This window comes from Bacillaceae bacterium S4-13-56, from assembly GCA_040191315.1.
Classification (GTDB): domain Bacteria; phylum Bacillota; class Bacilli; order Bacillales; family JAWJLM01; genus JAWJLM01.
Map to the genome: position 1 here is coordinate 1 of JAWJLM010000027.1, position 16,865 is coordinate 16,865.

A 16,865-nucleotide genomic window follows, 5' to 3' on the forward strand; every position below is an offset into this window, starting at 1 on the left:
GCCTTACGTCGATGATCGAGGGCGCTTGCGCTTTTCTCATTGTAATCCATGAACGTTTGTGAATGTTTTGGATGCATTCACAAAATATATATGATTATTATTGATTGATTTTGATTGAAAATGGTTGAAAATTGCAAGCGCTTCATATATAATGAAGTCAAATAGGGGAAGCTAGTAAATAATTGGCTTCTTAGGTGGAGGTGAATTCGTTGTTAACAGAAGAAAGACATCGCATTATTTTGCAATTGTTAAAAGAAAAAGAAATTGTTCATGTTCAAGAACTTGTCGAGGCACTTTCCTCCTCTGAGTCAACAATTCGAAGAGACCTTAGTCAGTTAGAAGAAAAAAAGCTACTTAAACGAGTTCATGGAGGTGCTTCTTTATTAAAACAAAAAGGAGAAGAATTAAGTATTTCTGAAAAATCCTCCAAGAATTCAGAAGAAAAGGAAAGAATTGCTGAATATGCCGCGAGTCTTATCAGAGATGGGGATTGTATTTATTTTGACGCAGGAACAACTGTTTTTGCCATGATTCCCTATATTCAAGCGAAAGACCTCATTGTAGTTACAAATGGAGTCACTCATATTACTCCATTGCTTGAAAAAGGAATGAATACTTATGTCGTTGGAGGCTATGTTAAGGGAAAAACAAATGCCATCATTGGGCAAAGAGCCATTGAAAGTTTGACTGGTTATCGATTTGATAAATGTTTTATAGGAGTCAATGGAATTCATTCAGAATATGGATTTACGACTCCTGATCCTGAAGAAGCAACTATCAAATCAAAAGCCATTAGTTTAGGCCAGCAGGTTTATGTTTTAGCAGACCATTCCAAACTTCATGAGGTTACCTTTTCTAAAATAGCCCAATTAGAAGAAGCTGTAATCATTACCAACGAGAACGATGATGATATATTGAAAGATTTTAAAAATAAAACCTCAATTATAAGTATTTAAAAGGAAGGTGCAGATCAATGAAGATTACGGATTTGTTAAAGCTTGATACGATTGAACTGGATCTAAGAGCACGATCAAAATCAGATGCTATTGATGAGCTAGTCAATCAATTAGATCGAGCAGGAAGATTAGCGGATAAAGAAAAGTATAAAGAGGAGATTTTAGCACGTGAATCTCAAAGCACGACGGGAATTGGGGAAGGAGTAGCTATTCCTCATGCCAAAACAGATGCGGTTAGGACACCATCGATTGCATTTGGTCGATCAAAAGAAGGTATCGATTATGAGGCTCTTGATGGACAACCAAGTCATCTCTTTTTCATGATTGCGGCTACTGCTGGGGCGAACAATGACCATTTAGATACATTGGCTCGTTTATCTTCCATGCTTATGGATACTTCTTTTAGAAAAACGCTACTGGAAGCAAAAACAAAAGAAGAAATTATCCATGCGATTGATCAAAAGGAACAAGAAAGACTTGAAGAAGAAGCCGGCACGACGGAAACTTCTTCTGAACAAAAAATCCTAGCGGTAACAGCTTGTCCAACGGGAATTGCGCATACTTACATGGCTGCTGATGCTTTGAAAGGTAAAGCTGCTGAAATGGGTGTCAATATTAAAGTGGAAACACGTGGTTCAGGTGGGGCGAAAAATGTTCTTACTAGAGCTGAAATTGAATCAGCAGATGCTATCATTGTGGCTGCAGATACAAATGTGGATATGAGCCGTTTTAAAGGAAAGCGTGTGATTGAGGTAGGGGTGGCAGAAGGAATTCGTCGCCCAGAAGAACTAATTAATAAAGCACTTAGTGGAAATGCCCCTATTTTCCAAGGGGGAGGAGAATCATCTTCTGATAGCGGTGGAGGGGAGGAAGGACAAAAGCAAAATGCTTTCTATAAGCATCTAATGAATGGTGTATCCCATATGCTTCCGTTTGTTGTTGGTGGAGGAATTCTAATTGCGTTAGGTTTCTTATTCGGGATTGAGTCCCATGTGGAAGGGAATCCAGATTATAATCGATTTGCTGAAGCTTTAAACACGATTGGTGGAGGGAACGCCTTCGGTTTAATGATACCAGTTTTGGCTGGTTTTATTGCGATGAGTATTGCCGATAGGCCAGGTTTAGCTCCAGGTATGGTTGGTGGTTTCATGGCTGCTCAGGGTGGATCTGGATTCTTAGGTGGTATCATTGCTGGTTTCTTAGCGGGTTATGTCATTATTCTTTTGAAAAACGTGTTTGCAAACCTTCCTCGCTCTCTTGAAGGTATTAAAACGATCTTGCTTTATCCTCTTTTCGGTATTTTTATCACTGGAATGATTATGTTCTTTGTTGTTAATGAACCTGTTGGTATGTTTAATACAGCGCTAGAAAATTGGTTAACAGGAATTGGTACAACAAATGCTGTTCTCGTTGGATTGATTCTTGGTGGTATGATGGCGATTGACATGGGTGGACCGATCAACAAAGCTGCCTATACTTTTGGTATCGCTATGCTTGATGCTCAACAATATACGTTTATTGCTGCCATTATGGCCGGTGGAATGGTACCACCACTAGGAATTGCTTTAGCGACTACTTTCTTTAAACGTAAATTTACAATGCAAGAACGAGATGCAGGAAAATCAAACTATGTAATGGGAGCTTCCTTTATAACAGAAGGAGCCATCCCCTTTGCAGCTGCTGACCCAGGTCGTGTAATTCCTTCCATAGTCATTGGATCTGCAGTAGCCGGTGCATTATCCATGATGTTTGGATTAGGACTACAAGCTCCTCATGGTGGATTATTTGTTGTTCCTCTTATCCAAGGCAGTGCCTTATTATATCTTTTGTCTATACTAATCGGTGCTGTGATTACAGCAATCTTATTAGGAGTTTTGAAGAAGGATGTAGAGGCAAGATAGCTTATAAAATGTTAAAAAGCCAAGCTGTTTTTCATCAGCTTGGTTTTTTTTGAAAGATAACCAGAAAGTATAAAATTTGTCTAGCTCCTGCGCCCTATCGACTAGAGTCGGTTCCCTCCTCTCCATCGATAAGGCAACATCGATGAAGGAGGGTCGGTTAAAAACGCGACATCCGATTACTCGGCCCACCGAAAACATTTGGCGCAACACCGAACTGACTCGCCTCCTGCGAGCCCTCGTGAACCGTGTTTCCTTTATCTCGGAGGATCGCAGGCTAAAATCGCCACATCGTGTGGCAACGCCTACGTGACCCACATCCGGTGGGCCTCACCTCCTTACGTCGATGATCAAGAGCGCTTGCGCTTTTCTCAACAGATAGGAAAGTATAAAACTTTCCTATCTGCATAAGTGCAACTAAGCCATTCGCCACAAAGGCTTGGCGAATGCCAAGTTTTCTAATGCTATCAGCTTTATAACTTTAGTTGGGTGATAGTATAAGTCAAACCAAGGCTTTCGCCATCAGGAATTGCAAACGGGCTACTATGAAAGCAAAATACGCTCTCAAGAATCCCTTTATTGATAAGCAGATGCGTTGCTTTGATGACGTTTGCCTAGGAGAGTGGAGACAAAAGGCAACCAAGAGCCGTTCTAGCTAACGTTTGCCCAACAAAACAAAAAAAGGGTTTTCGTCACGTTTGTCGAATATTATCTTTTAGCCACCAAACAAGAAAGGAGGACAACGAAGTAAGCCCACATGAACAAACCTCGTCAAAACCCTCAATTTTTACTGTTCTATTCCTTAGTTTTCCTATATGATGGAAATACTCTGCTAAAAACTTTCAATTTTGATAGGAGTCGAATTCAATGAAATTAATAATTTTATGTGGATGAGTTGGTACAAACTAACCATAATTAAATTGCATTTTATAAAAAACACATAAATAGCAAGAATTTTCACCCAATACTTTGATTGACCTTTTTAGGAAAAAGTCTAATTCTTTGGATACAGTTTTTTACTATGCAGGTGACGGAGGCCCTACATAAACAAAAAAACACTGGTCAACATTAAAAATACACATACACTTCTTGTTGGGACACAATTAGTGCAGGAGGTATTAAGGAGATGTTGGCAGTGGCCAAGATTAATTATATCAGACATAAAGCAAACAAAGAGTATGAAAACTATTCAGAGATTACAAGGCTAATGGGAAGAGATCCTTGAACTATTAAGAAGTATAGAGGACTTCAGCCGACATCTTTTTATAAAAATGTTAGTTTAAAACTTTAACTTTAGTATTATTTGTATCATTATAGATTTGTGAAGGAAGGATATACATCCCATAATAACCAAGAATAGGATCATAGAGGACTGTCTTATATGTCGCGATATCTACCCTAGCATAGTCATAAGCTAGCCAAACAAACTTTGAACAATAATTATTACTTATCGAGTAAGGATTATTAGTAAAGGAGTAATTTGTAACATAATTAATGTTATTCACAGCCCAATATCCTGCTGTAGTTCTTTGGGCAGAAGTAGCATTATTAGGTCTAATTAATGTAACAGTATCAAAGTTAGATAAGAATGTTGAAACTGGATGAGAAGCAGAAGGATCAGCGGGTAGTGTATGGTGTACTTTTCCATCAGTGCCCACAATACCTATGTGACCAACATAAAAAGTTGAAACCGATTTTTTTGAATAGAGTAAATCACCAGGCTTAATTTCTATATTGGTATTTGGGTAGTTACCATAACTAGTACCTCCACCTTCACCTATAGGGATATAACTTGGACCACCGTCCGCAGCTGAAACAGAAAGAGCACCACCAAAAACAAAAGTAAATACTAATGCAAATAAAAAAGTATTTTTTTCATAATTTTTCCTCCCTTTCAAATATATAGTTATAATAGAATAATAGACATTATTTGTAAACATATATTGCAAAAATAGTCAAAAAAGTTTTAATATAATAAAATAAGGAGTGATTAATAGTGATACTTTTGAAAAAAATTGTATTTTGGACATTTTTATTTGCTTGCATAGTAATGGGTATTGAGGCAATTCATAATCCAATCAAAGATATATATTTAATCGACCCGATTTTTCAATATATTGTAAATGAATTTGATTTATATAATCATTCAAATTATAAGTTGAATTTTATTGGAATGATATTGTATGTTGTTCTTTATTCCCTTTACGGTTTTATCTTAGATAAAATTTTTAAGAAATTGTAAATTCACTATCTATAATATGTCAAACTTTATGTTATTCATTTCTTCCTAGGTACATAAGCACAAGTTAGGTCAACACAAGGATAAATTTTAAACTTATATAGTAATAATAGGTACCCTCCGACAATTTATAATAAGTAATGATGCTATGATGCTAGTATAGTTTCATAGACTCACCCTAGTTAAGGTTCCATATATTTGTAACACTGTATAGAAGAAAGGTAATGTCTATGGGAAAACAACATACAGGCAAAAAATATAATGAAGACTTAAAAAAATGATAGGTAGTTCTTTATAATTTTGGAAGCGCTGTTACAGACTTAAGTAGCGAATTAGCGTATCTGAAGTGAAAATTTATGCATGTATTAAGAAGTTCTCTCCTATTCAAACAGAAGATGGATACATTTTTACAGATGTAAAAATTGCTAAGAGGAAAGAGCAAGTGATTAAACTACAGGAGGAGAATGAAATCTTTAAGAAGACTATGGTCATACTCAAAAAGAAGTAACATTTTCAGAACTTACTAATATCATCGATGCTCATATGAAGGATCACTCTGTTAAAAAACATGTCTTTGGAGATTCAATATTAACCGAAGCCATCATTGATCGACTCATACACCATTTTCACTTAATTGTTTTTAATGAGGACAGACATAGCTGAAAAGAGTCAAAAAAAAGAACTAAATTAATTGTTGGGAAGTGGTTACATTATATATTTTACTTACCAACAATGAGGTTAATTTGAAGAATCAAATAACCCATCTATCCAACCATTAATGAATAAAATAAACATTATTAATGTAATTTTCAATAGATGAAATACTTCTAAACAAATTATTGTCTCCATCTAATTTCAAACGATTCCTATCCCTCAGCGAGTTTATATAGTTTCCAATAGAAATTTCAATACTACAAGAAATAAGCAAAATATAAGATTAATATTGAAATAAAAAAAGATTGGTTGTACGATTGTAAACATTTTTTAATAAATTATTTATTCAATACTAACAATATAAGTTCGAGCTTCGAAAAAACTTTTATTAGAGGTGATAAATCGTTGGTAAAAAACACATATAAATTTGTTTGGAAAGCAATTAAGTATCCGAGAAGGCAAGGCGGGGAGATTGTTTATACACCTGCATATATCATTGGAATACAAGACCAACTAACAAAAGAAGTGTTTCCTCATCCCATTACTCATTATTTATATAAGAACTACCATAGAAATTCAGGTTCGGTAAATACTGAACTAACAGTAGCTCAAATTATTGTACCCTTTTTAAACTTTGTATTAGACAATGTACAAAGACAATCAGCCAAATATACGGAAATTCAGGGGCTTGAGGATCTAAAAGATTGTCATGCAAATGATTACTTACAATACTGTGTAGAAGAGAAGTCAAATAAGAATAAAACCCTTGAAATGAAAGAGAATTTTTTATCTAAATTTTATAAGTATTTATGGGATGAAAAAGTCCTCAAGCAAAAACCACAATTCAAACTAGTGACTGTGAGATCTCGAAAAGAAATTAGAAAAGTATATAAAATTTGTTTCACATATAAAAAGACAGATGAAACATTATTACGCGATAAAGTAAAAAGAAAAGATATAGTACCTCAAAGTTATGAATCAAACGAAAATAGGATCTTTATTCGATTACAGTATATTCGTGAGGTGCTTTACGTTGCACAGCATGAAACTCCTGATATTGTATTTGGAGTTGCCTTAAAAGTTTTTTTATTTGACTTAAATAAAAAGTCAAACAAGACTTATACCATATAAACATTAATGAAAAGGAAGTTGACTCGAAAATGGGACTTTTATTAATAATTGCAGAAAAGCCTTCTGTTGCGAAGAATATTGCAGATGCTTTAAAAATTCAAATGCGTAAGGATGGCTATTTTGAAGGGGAAGATGCCATTATTACCTGGGCGTTTGGCCACCTCTTCCAGTTATTTGATGCTAAAGATTATGATCCTAAAATGGAACATTGGAAAATGGAAAATTTCCCATTTATACCTAAAAGCTTTAAGTATAAAGTGAAATCCGACCCGCGTAATAGAAGCAAATTTGATGGAGGAGCAAGAAAACAGGCAAAAACGATTTATCAATTAACGAAACGACCAGATGTCGATATGATTATTTCTGCATGTGATTACGACCGTGAAGGACAAATTATTGGGGATAGCATAATTCAACAATTAAAAACAACAAAACAAGTATATCGTCTTCTTCTAAATGAATGGACACCAGAAGAAGTCCTAGATGGGCTGGAAAAAATAAAGCCAAATACTGAAATGAAACATCTTCAAGATGCGGGTTTTAGTCGGCAATGGGCAGACTGGGTAATTGGAATCAATTTAACCTCTGTTGCCACCTTAAAATATCAAAAAGGAGTTGGCAAAGCCTTAAATATTGGACGTGTATTATTACCGACATTGAAAATTATCTATGACCGAGACAAAGAAATTGCTAACTTTGTTCCGAAAGATTTTTTCAAGCTTGTAGCCACATTTAAAACTCAGGACTCCCAAGAGTATGAGGGAACCTATGTAAGTGAGGATCAGGAAAAGTTTGAAAGTCGAGAGGAATTAGACCTTATATTACAGCACTTGAAAGATAAGACTGGAGAAATCGTAGATAAACAAGTGGAAAGAAAGAAAGAGTTTCCACCGTTCTTGTTTAATCTTTCAGGTCTTCAAGGTTATGTCACAAGTAAGTTTCAAGGATGGACTTCCGATAAGGTGTTAAAGGTAGCCCAATCTCTTTATGAAAAGAAGTACATTACTTACCCAAGAACATCTAGTACGGCATTAGAAGAGAGTTTAGTTGAAAAAACAGCTAATGTCGTAAAGAAAATTTCAGAGGGACTTCCCTATAAAGAAGATATAAAATTTCAAGTATCAAAAAGGGTGTTTAATAATGCTAAAGTAGAAAGTCACAGTGCTATTATCCCCACGTATATGGTTCCAAATCGTCTAACAAGAGATGAGGAAATTGTTTATACAGCAATTAAGAATCGTCTGCTAATGCAGTTTATGCCAGTAGCCGAGTACGAAGAAACCAAACTAATAACCAAAATCAGTGATGATTATATTAAGGGAGTATTTCAATCTAAGGGGAAAGTTCAGCTTGTAGAAGGATGGAAAAAAGTTGAAAAGATTCAATCGAAGGATGCTCTTTTGCCGAATGTATCGTTAGGGGCAGCGGTAACCCTAGATAAAGCAGAAGTAACTTCCCATGTCACTAAACCACCGAAGCCTCATACGGAAAAAACTCTCTTGAGAGTGATGGAAACTTGCGGAAGAAATATCAAAGAGGACGGTCCTGATGAGGTTTTCGGAGAGATTTTATCGGGGTTTAGCATAGGAACAGCAGCTACACGTGCAGAGACGATTAAAAAGCTTAAAGAGATAGGTTATATTCAGCAGCAACAAAAAAACTTAACCTGTACAGAATTGGGACACAAGCTTGTGGAAAGCTTTCCAATAAAGGATTTATTCGATTTAGAATTTACTGGACGATTAGAGAAACAGCTGGCAGATATGGAAAAAGGGAAAGTGAATCGTGAGGATTTTCTTTCACTCATTTTTTCTTTTACTAAACAGTCAGTAGAAATAATCAAAAATGATCAAGAAACCATCATTCACCACATCCAACAAAGTACTTCAAAAACAAGAGAAGTACTTGGAAAATGTCCGGTTTGTGGTCATCCTGTGATCGAAGGGAAAAAGGGATTTGGATGTAGCAATTGGAAATCCGGATGCAAGTTTGTGATATGGAAAGAGGACAAGTTTTTAGCAACTATGAAAAAAAGAACTTCCAAAACAATGGTTAGTTCTTTGTTAAAAGATGGAGTTGTACATGTTCAGGGATTAACCAGCAAGAAGGGCACCAAGTTTAATGCTTATTTAAGGTATGAGAAAAATCCAGCAAATGATTACTTTAGCTGGAAAATGGAATTCAAACGATAAATTGTACTTAAAGGCTAGGAAGTTTTCCTAGCCTTTTTCATCTTCTTCCATACTTGGATCATATTCATCGTATTTAAACTGAAAAACAGTTGTACTATCTCCGTGAGCTATTTCTTCCGGAGTTGCATCTTCTCCTAAGGAATCAGCCTCATCTATACCTGGAGCAACGGTTTCCTCTTGAGAGTTCTTCTTTTCTTTTGGATCCATTCTATCCCTCCTATAGCTTTACTATGCCCAAAAAGACTAATAAATTATTTGAAATTTCAAGTGGTGATTATTACATATTTAATACGCTAAAGTACGATAATGGTATTTTTCTGAATAGTTTATCTCGCATTAACGGGCAATACTTAGCTGTTTGGTGAGAAGAGGCATTGGTTTTCTCATAGGTGATTAATTGCCGAAGATCAGATTTTTTCTAACTATAATATGATGGATATTGGCATTTTCCCTGAGTTCTTTATTATGTTTATCTTTTGAAGAGATTCTAGAGGAAAAGAAACAAAAGAGTACAGGATTTCCTACTAAGTAAAAAATTCCCTCGCGAATGATGCTTAATCATTCCCTCAATATCAGTCTCCTTTTCTCCTGATGAAGCACTTACACATGTTTACTGGAAATTTTGACATACTAAGCTAGAGAAATTCAATCTACATAAAGTGACAGGAAGCGTAATTAATGTTTAAATACAATTAGATAATTTTTTCACATAGCCATTTCATAGCAGAAAGGACGTAATTAAATGTCAAAACAACAATTTGGAGTAATTGGATTAGCGGTTATGGGTAAGAACCTTGCTCTTAACATTGAAAGCAGAGGATATAGCGTGGCGGTTTATAATCGTTCCCCGGAGAAAACGGATCAATTTTTAGCTAACGAAGCAAAAGGAAAAAACTTCATTGGAGCTCACTCAATAGAAGAATTTTTAAATGCTTTAGAATCTCCACGTAAAATCATGTTAATGGTTAAAGCTGGAGGACCTACTGATGCAACCATTGATCAATTACTTCCTTACTTAGATAAAGGTGATATTCTTATTGATGGTGGAAATGCCTTTTTTAAAGATACAAAAAAGCGCAGTGATGAATTACAGAAAAAAGGGATCCACTTTATTGGAACCGGAGTTTCTGGTGGGGAAGAAGGAGCATTAAAAGGACCATCGATTATGCCAGGAGGACCAAAGGAAGCCCATGAGTTAGTAAAACCCATTTTTGAAGCTATTTCAGCCAAGGTTGACGGAGAGCCTTGCACAACCTATATTGGTCCTGACGGTGCTGGACATTATGTAAAAATGGTACATAATGGCATCGAATATGGGGATATGCAATTGATCACTGAGGCCTATCATTTAATGGTAAACGCACTTGGAACAGACGTAAAAGAGCTTCATGAGATTTTTTCTGAATGGAATCAAGGTGAACTCGATAGCTATTTGATTGAAATCACAGCTGATATTTTCACAAAATATGATCCTGAAACAGGAAAGCCAATGGTAGATGTAATCCTCGATACAGCAGGACAAAAAGGAACAGGTAAATGGACAAGTCAGAGTGCCTTAGATCTCGGAGTGCCTCTTCCAGTTATTACAGAGTCCGTATTTGCGCGTTTTATATCTGCATTAAAAGAGGAACGAGTAGCTGCTAGCAAAGAATTGAATGGACCTGATAAGGGACAATTCACTGGTGATCGTAAGGAGTTTATTGAAAAAGTACGCAAAGCCCTTTATATGAGTAAAATTATCTCTTATGCTCAAGGTTTTGCCCAGATGCGTGCCGCTTCTAATGAATATGATTGGAAATTAAACTATGGAGAGATTGCGATGATCTTCCGTGGAGGATGCATTATCCGTGCGGCTTTTCTTCAAAACATTAAGGATGCATATGATCGTAATCCTGAGCTTCAAAACCTGCTACTTGACCCATATTTCAAGGAAATCGTTGAGAACTATCAAACAGCTCTTCGTGACGTTGTTGTGGAAGCGGTTAAGCAGGGGATCCCTGTTCCAGGATTCGCCTCAGCCTTAGCTTATTATGATAGCTACCGTTCTGAGAGATTGCCTGCTAATCTATTGCAAGCTCAACGTGATTATTTTGGTGCGCATACATATGAGCGCTTAGACAAAGAGGGAGTTTTCCATACGGAGTGGATGGAAGATTAATTGAGGTAAAAGCACATGCTTTTTCTTAGCGTGTGCTTTATTTAACAAAAATTAGCGAGAATTCTCCTTCAAAATCTTTGATTTAGTGGGAGATGAATCGCTTTTTCTTTTGCGCTTATTCCTATGTTGAAAGAAGTACCTTCTCAAGGGAGGCAATAGTCTAAGAAGCAGGAAATGTCTCTTTTAAGGGATGCTCCATCAAAATCTATTGATTTAGTTGGAGAGGTTCACAAATAAGGACAGGAATCTTGTGTATAATAGAAACGAGAGCTTGTCCTTATTATAAAATGGATGAAATGGACAAGTCTAGCCTGAGGGGGGGAAGAGGATGAAAACGATTGGCTTAATTGGTGGTATGAGTTGGGAATCCACGGCTGAGTATTATCGAGTTATAAATGAAAGGGTGAAGGAAGAATTAGGCGGTCTGCATTCAGCAAAGTGTATTTTGTATAGTGTGAATTTTGAAGAAATTGAGCGGTATCAACATCAAGGGGATTGGGTGAAAGCTGGTGAGGTATTAGGGGATGTGGCTCTTTCTCTTGAAAAAGCCGGAGCTGATTTTATCGCTCTTTGCACCAATACAATGCATAAGGTCATTGGGGAGATAGAATCTAGAGTTTCTATTCCTATCCTACATATAGCGGATACCACAGCCAAACAAATTCAAAGGTCTAATTTAAAGACAGTAGGGTTATTGGGGACGAAATACACGATGGAACAGGACTTCCTAAAATCTCGAATTCAAAAGCAAGGAATCGATGTAATTATTCCAAATCAGGTAGATATGGAAAGGATCAATCAAGTGATTTTTTCTGAGCTTTGCCTAGGGAAGATAGAATCATCTTCAAAGGATTATTATTTAGAAGTAGTTGAGGAATTAGCAAGTAGAGGTGCTCAAGGGATCATCTTGGGCTGTACAGAAATAGGTCTATTAATTAAACCTCAGGACACAGAGGTCCCTTTATTTGACACTGCTATGATTCATGCAATAGAGATCGTGGAAAAGGCATTAGTAAAAGAGTAGTAGAATACTGAGAATTGCCAGGGAAATATCAACCGACTAAAGTTATAAATTCTAATAGCATATAAAAGATGATTCCTCCAAATAAAGAAGGAATCATCTTTTTGAATTTTAGTCCCGCTTATTCGTAAACTTTTTCTCCGCTACGGATAGGCCACCATGTATATCCATCCTTCTCAATTAGCTCATAAGCTTCTTTTGGCCCCATTGTGCCAGAGGTATAATTAGGAAACTCAGCCTTGCTCTTATCCCAATAGGTTCTTACTGGATCGACAAGTTGCCATGTTAGGGATACTTCATCCCAGTGAGTGAAATAAGTGGTATCACCCTGCATGCAATCATACAAAAGCCTCTCATAGGCCTCAGGTGTATTAATACCATCATGACAGTTTACACAATAATCTAGTTTAATTGGTGTAGTTTGTACCCTCTGTGAATTTGTGGACTCTTTGGCATTCAAATGAAGAGTGATCCCTTCATCTGGATGGATAGTTATAACAAGAAGGTTAGGTCTCTTAATTTCTGTCTGATAATATAAATCCATGGGAAGATCCTTAAACTCTACAATAATTTTAGTCGCCTTAGCTGCCATTCTCTTTCCAGTACGAATATAAAAGGGAACCCCAGCCCATCGGAAGTTATCAATTAACAATTTACCAGCGACAAAGGTTTCGGTAATCGAATCGGTTGGAACATTTGGTTCCTGGCGATAACCAGACACTCTATTACCACTGTTTTCTCCTTCTCCATACTGGCCCCTAACAAAATATTCTGGAACTTCTTCTTCCTTAACTTGACGCATTGCTCGAAATACTTTAATTTTTTCGCTTCGAATATCATCGGGAGTTAATCGGCTAGGTGGTTCCATAGCCAATAAAGCCACCATTTGTAGCATATGGTTTTGCACCATATCACGAAGTGCTCCTGATTTGTCGTAGTAATTCCCTCGTTCTTCTACTCCCAGAGATTCACTAGAGGTTATTTGAATATTTGAAATGTAGCGGTTGTTCCATAAAGGTTCAAAGATGGCATTTGCAAATCGGATAACTTCAATGTTTTGCACCATTTCTTTACCAAGATAATGGTCGATTCGATAAATTTCATCCTCACGGAAGGTTTGTCTGAGTTGCTCGTTTAATTCCTTCGCGGATTCAAAATTGTGACCAAATGGTTTTTCTATAACTAGCCTTTTCCAGCCAACAGTATTAGTCAATCCTTCATTACGAAGGTGGTTTGCAATAACACCAAAGAAGTTTGGCGCCATAGCTAAGTAAAACAAGCGATTACCGTTTGTTTGGTAATGATCATCTAATTGATTACATAAACTATATAATTCTTGATAAGATTCTACATTTTCTACATCAAGAGATTGATAATAAAAATGTTCGCTAAATTCATTCATATCTATGGAAGGACTTTGATCTGCATGTTCGTTAATCGAAGTAATCACATGGTCTCTTAGTTTTTCGTTTGACCACGGACGACGACCGACTCCAATTACGGCAAAATCCTTAGATATTTTTTGAGCTGCAGCAAGCCGGTAAATGGATGGGAAAAGTTTGCGTTTGGCCAGATCTCCGGTGGCTCCAAAAATTACGATGATCGCTTTTGAATTGTTTTCCTTGTTCACGTCATTGTCCCTCACTTTTTATCTGTTATCCACCTTATGTATGTGTTTCTTAGTTGCTCAAACCTTATCATAACATAAGCATAGTATTTTCCCTGAGTTAAGAACTTATCCATTTGATGAGATAACATATCAATTTGCAAAACTGTGACATTTATCAACGTTTTTTTTTATTTTCATGTTTATAATTAAAGAATAGTAAAATTTATGTTCCAAAGTAATGTAAGCGTTTTCTTAGAAAGGGGTGTTACCATGTTGAATCGCCGAATTACAATTTTTACGGGACACTTCGGTAGCGGGAAAACAGAGTTAGCTATCCATTTTGCGTTAGAAGCATTAAAAAGCAATCCAAAAGTGGCTATTGCTGACTTGGATGTAATCAATCCTTATTTTAGAACGAGGGATGTAGCTGATTTCCTATCTAAGAATGGAATTGATCTTATTGCTCCACCAAAGAAATGGGCTTCCTCTGATTTACCTATCGTTTCTGGGGACATATATCGTTATATTCATGATGAAGAGTATGTTCTTATTGTTGACTCTGGTGGTGATAAGGATGGTGCAACGGCACTGAGCCAGTATTACCATGAATGGAAAGCTCTTGGTGTTGACATGTTATTTGTCCTCAATGCGAATCGTCCTAATGTAAGTACTACTGAAGGAGTAGTAAACGCAATGAAAAGAATTGAAGAGGCGGTTCGTATGAAGGTAACGGGGATGATTAATAACACAAATGTTTCATCAGAATCTACTGTAGAGGATTTCAAAAGAGGAATTGATCTTTGTCATGAAGTTACAGGGATAACGGGTATTCCTTTAGTAGCATCCACTGTTATGGAAGATTTATATTCTGAGGTCAAAGAACTAGATGTTGATCACCCTGTTTTTGGAATACAGCGCTTTATGAGAACACCTTGGGATTATTAGGGAGGGGATTGGTTTGGAAAAGAGAGTTGTTTTTCAAGAGGATTTGTGCAAATCATGTAGTCTCTGTGTTCAAGTATGCCCGAAAGATATTATTTTTTTATCCAATCGTTTAAATGCAAAGGGATATAGACCAGCAACTGTGGAGGACCAAGAATCTTGTATTAGTTGCATGAAATGTGCTCAAATTTGTCCGGATACTGTGATTACAGTTTATCGTCCAGCTAGAAACAAAGTTTCTTAGGGAGGTTTTGGTTATGGGGAAAGTATTAATGAAAGGAAATGAAGTTATTGCAGAGGCGGCAGTTACGGCAGATTGCAAATACTTCTTTGGATATCCAATTACACCTCAAAGTGAGTTAGTTGCCTATATGGCTCAACGACTTCCTGAGGTGGGGGGGCTGTTTTTACAAGCTGAAAGTGAAGTAGCTGCCATTAATATGGTGTATGGGGCAAGTAGTGCTGGCGTTAGGGTTATGACTTCTTCTTCTAGTCCTGGTTTTAGTTTAAAGCAGGAAGGAATCTCTTTTCTGGTTGGCTCTCAGCTTCCAGCGGTTGTTGTAAACATTATGCGTGGGGGTCCTGGATTAGGAAATATTCAGCCTGCACAATCCGATTATTTTCAAGTGACCAAAGGGGGTGGGCATGGAGATTATCATGTTCCGGTTCTTGCACCTTCAACCTTACAGGAAATAGTAGACTTAATCCAAGATGCATTTTATATAGCAGATTCTTATCGTACTCCTGTCATTATCTTGGGAGACGGAATGCTTGGACAAATGATGGAACCAGTAGAATTTAGAAAGAAAGAATATCCTCCTTTACCGAAAAAAGATTGGGCTACAACTGGAACTGTAGGAGATGGAGCACCGAAGACCATAACTTCTTTAGATCTTAATGCTGAAACACTAGAGAAAAGAAATATAGAGTTGCAGAAAAAAACGGATTCCATGGCTATTCATGAAGTGCGATATGAAGAACAAATGATGGAAGATGCGGAAACAGTTATTGTTGCTTATGGGACAGTAGCTAGAATAGCAATGAATGCCATTAAAAAGGCACGGGAGGATGGGATAAAGGTTGGGCTCATCCGACCAATCAGTCTGTGGCCATTTCCAGAAAAACCTTTTCTAGAATCACGTGAAAAAGTGAAACGATATCTATGTGTGGAAATGAGTGCTGGCCAAATGATTGAAGATGTGCGATTAGCTGTTAATGGTCATACTCCTGTCGATTTCTTTGGAAGAAATGGCGGCATTGTACCAACACAAGAAGAGATATATGAACAGATTGTACGGAAACATGGGGGTGTTCAGCATGCAAACAGTCTTTGAGAAAACGAAAGGATTAACTGACCAACCAACCCATTATTGTCCTGGATGTACTCATGGGGTAATCCACCGGCTTGTTGCAGAGGTTTTAGAAGAGTTAGATGTATTAGAAAAAACGGTTGGCGTTGCCTCGGTTGGATGTTCTGTACTTGCGTATGATTATTTCAATTGTGATATGACACAAGCAGCCCATGGAAGAGCACCTGCAGTAGCTACCGGGGTGAAAAGGGTATTGCCAGAAGATCGAATTGTTTTTACGTATCAAGGGGATGGAGATTTGGCGTCTATTGGTATGAGTGAGATTATCCATGCTGCTGCAAGAGGGGAGCAAATTACTGTTATTTTCGTTAATAATGCAATCTATGGAATGACTGGTGGGCAGATGGCACCAACTTCCCTTGTAGGACAAAAAACAGCTACATCACCTAAAGGAAGAGATATAAGTATCCAGGGCTCTCCGATTAAAGTAAGTGAGATGTTAGCCACTTTAGATGGGCCCGCTTATATTGAACGTGTCTCCACTCATGACGTTCCAAATATAATAAAAGCAAAAAAGGCGATTAAACGAGCTTTTGAAGCACAAAAGGAGCGAAAGGGATTTACATTCATCGAGGTTTTATCCACCTGTCCTACTAATTGGGGGTTAGACCCCTTTGAATCTTTAGATTGGATTAAAGATCATATGATTCCGGTCTATCCACTAGGTGTTTACAAAGATAAGAGAGGAGAGTAAA

General features: G+C 37.0%; 13 protein-coding genes and 1 pseudogene. 11 read left to right on the top strand and 3 right to left on the bottom strand.

The features are described from left to right. Window positions 1–209: 209 nt before the first annotated feature. Both RZN25_08840 and RZN25_08845 read left to right on the top strand, forming a co-directional pair. A complete protein-coding gene (locus RZN25_08840) occupies window positions 210–956 on the top strand; it encodes a DeoR/GlpR family DNA-binding transcription regulator (GenBank protein ID MEQ6376924.1) in 747 nt (248 codons plus the stop codon). A gap of 17 nt (window positions 957–973) precedes the next feature. Further along, window positions 974–2,857 carry a fructose-specific PTS transporter subunit EIIC gene (locus tag RZN25_08845; protein MEQ6376925.1) on the top strand — a complete coding sequence of 628 codons (1,884 nt, stop codon included), beginning with the start codon at window positions 974–976 and terminating at the stop codon, window positions 2,855–2,857. A gap of 1,271 nt (window positions 2,858–4,128) precedes the next feature. Here the strand turns inward: RZN25_08845 and RZN25_08850 are convergent. Beyond that, complete coding sequence (locus RZN25_08850) at window positions 4,129–4,794, bottom strand: YiiX/YebB-like N1pC/P60 family cysteine hydrolase (GenBank protein ID MEQ6376926.1); 666 nt, start codon at window positions 4,792–4,794, stop codon at window positions 4,129–4,131. 866 nt (window positions 4,795–5,660) lie between these two features. Here RZN25_08850 and RZN25_08855 point away from each other — a divergent pair. From RZN25_08855 to RZN25_08865, 3 genes and pseudogenes are all read left to right on the top strand, one after another. Next, a pseudogene (locus RZN25_08855) lies at window positions 5,661–5,756 on the top strand (ATP-binding protein). 396 nt (window positions 5,757–6,152) lie between these two features. Continuing rightward, a complete protein-coding gene (locus RZN25_08860) occupies window positions 6,153–6,878 on the top strand; it encodes a hypothetical protein (protein ID MEQ6376927.1) in 726 nt (241 codons plus the stop codon). Window positions 6,879–6,907: 29 nt separating this feature from the next. Continuing rightward, complete coding sequence (locus RZN25_08865; protein MEQ6376928.1) at window positions 6,908–9,070, top strand: DNA topoisomerase; 2,163 nt, start codon at window positions 6,908–6,910, stop codon at window positions 9,068–9,070. A 27-nt stretch (window positions 9,071–9,097) separates the two neighbouring features. On the opposite strand, the gene RZN25_08870 is transcribed toward RZN25_08865, so the two are convergent. Beyond that, window positions 9,098–9,277, bottom strand: coding sequence for a hypothetical protein (locus RZN25_08870; protein ID MEQ6376929.1), 180 nt, complete (start codon window positions 9,275–9,277; stop codon window positions 9,098–9,100). A 535-nt stretch (window positions 9,278–9,812) separates the two neighbouring features. Between RZN25_08870 and gndA the strand changes: the two genes are divergently transcribed. Together gndA and RZN25_08880 are read left to right on the top strand one after the other, a co-directional pair. Next, on the top strand, window positions 9,813–11,228 hold the full coding sequence (gndA, locus tag RZN25_08875; GenBank protein MEQ6376930.1) for an NADP-dependent phosphogluconate dehydrogenase: 1,416 nt from the start codon (window positions 9,813–9,815) through the stop codon (window positions 11,226–11,228). A 328-nt stretch (window positions 11,229–11,556) separates the two neighbouring features. Continuing rightward, complete coding sequence (locus tag RZN25_08880) at window positions 11,557–12,252, top strand: aspartate/glutamate racemase family protein (GenBank protein MEQ6376931.1); 696 nt, start codon at window positions 11,557–11,559, stop codon at window positions 12,250–12,252. 118 nt (window positions 12,253–12,370) lie between these two features. Here the strand turns inward: RZN25_08880 and zwf are convergent, their stop codons facing one another. Beyond that, the gene (zwf, locus tag RZN25_08885) at window positions 12,371–13,879 is read right to left on the bottom strand and encodes a glucose-6-phosphate dehydrogenase (GenBank protein MEQ6376932.1); all 1,509 of its coding nucleotides are present in this window, start codon (window positions 13,877–13,879) and stop codon (window positions 12,371–12,373) included. 249 nt (window positions 13,880–14,128) lie between these two features. Between zwf and RZN25_08890 the strand changes: the two genes are divergently transcribed. The 4 genes from RZN25_08890 to RZN25_08905 are packed head-to-tail and all read left to right on the top strand — an operon-like array spanning window position 14,129 to window position 16,864. Next, a complete protein-coding gene (locus RZN25_08890) occupies window positions 14,129–14,803 on the top strand; it encodes a hypothetical protein (protein ID MEQ6376933.1) in 675 nt (224 codons plus the stop codon). Window positions 14,804–14,816: 13 nt separating this feature from the next. Next, a complete protein-coding gene (locus tag RZN25_08895; GenBank protein ID MEQ6376934.1) occupies window positions 14,817–15,044 on the top strand; it encodes a 4Fe-4S binding protein in 228 nt (75 codons plus the stop codon). A gap of 13 nt (window positions 15,045–15,057) precedes the next feature. Beyond that, on the top strand, window positions 15,058–16,134 hold the full coding sequence (locus RZN25_08900; protein MEQ6376935.1) for a 3-methyl-2-oxobutanoate dehydrogenase subunit VorB: 1,077 nt from the start codon (window positions 15,058–15,060) through the stop codon (window positions 16,132–16,134). Then, window positions 16,118–16,864: a thiamine pyrophosphate-dependent enzyme gene (locus RZN25_08905; GenBank protein ID MEQ6376936.1), complete on the top strand. Its 747-nt coding sequence runs from the start codon at window positions 16,118–16,120 to the stop codon at window positions 16,862–16,864. The genes RZN25_08900 and RZN25_08905 overlap by 17 nt, the downstream gene beginning before the upstream one ends. The last annotated feature ends 1 nt before the right edge of the window (window position 16,865 follow it).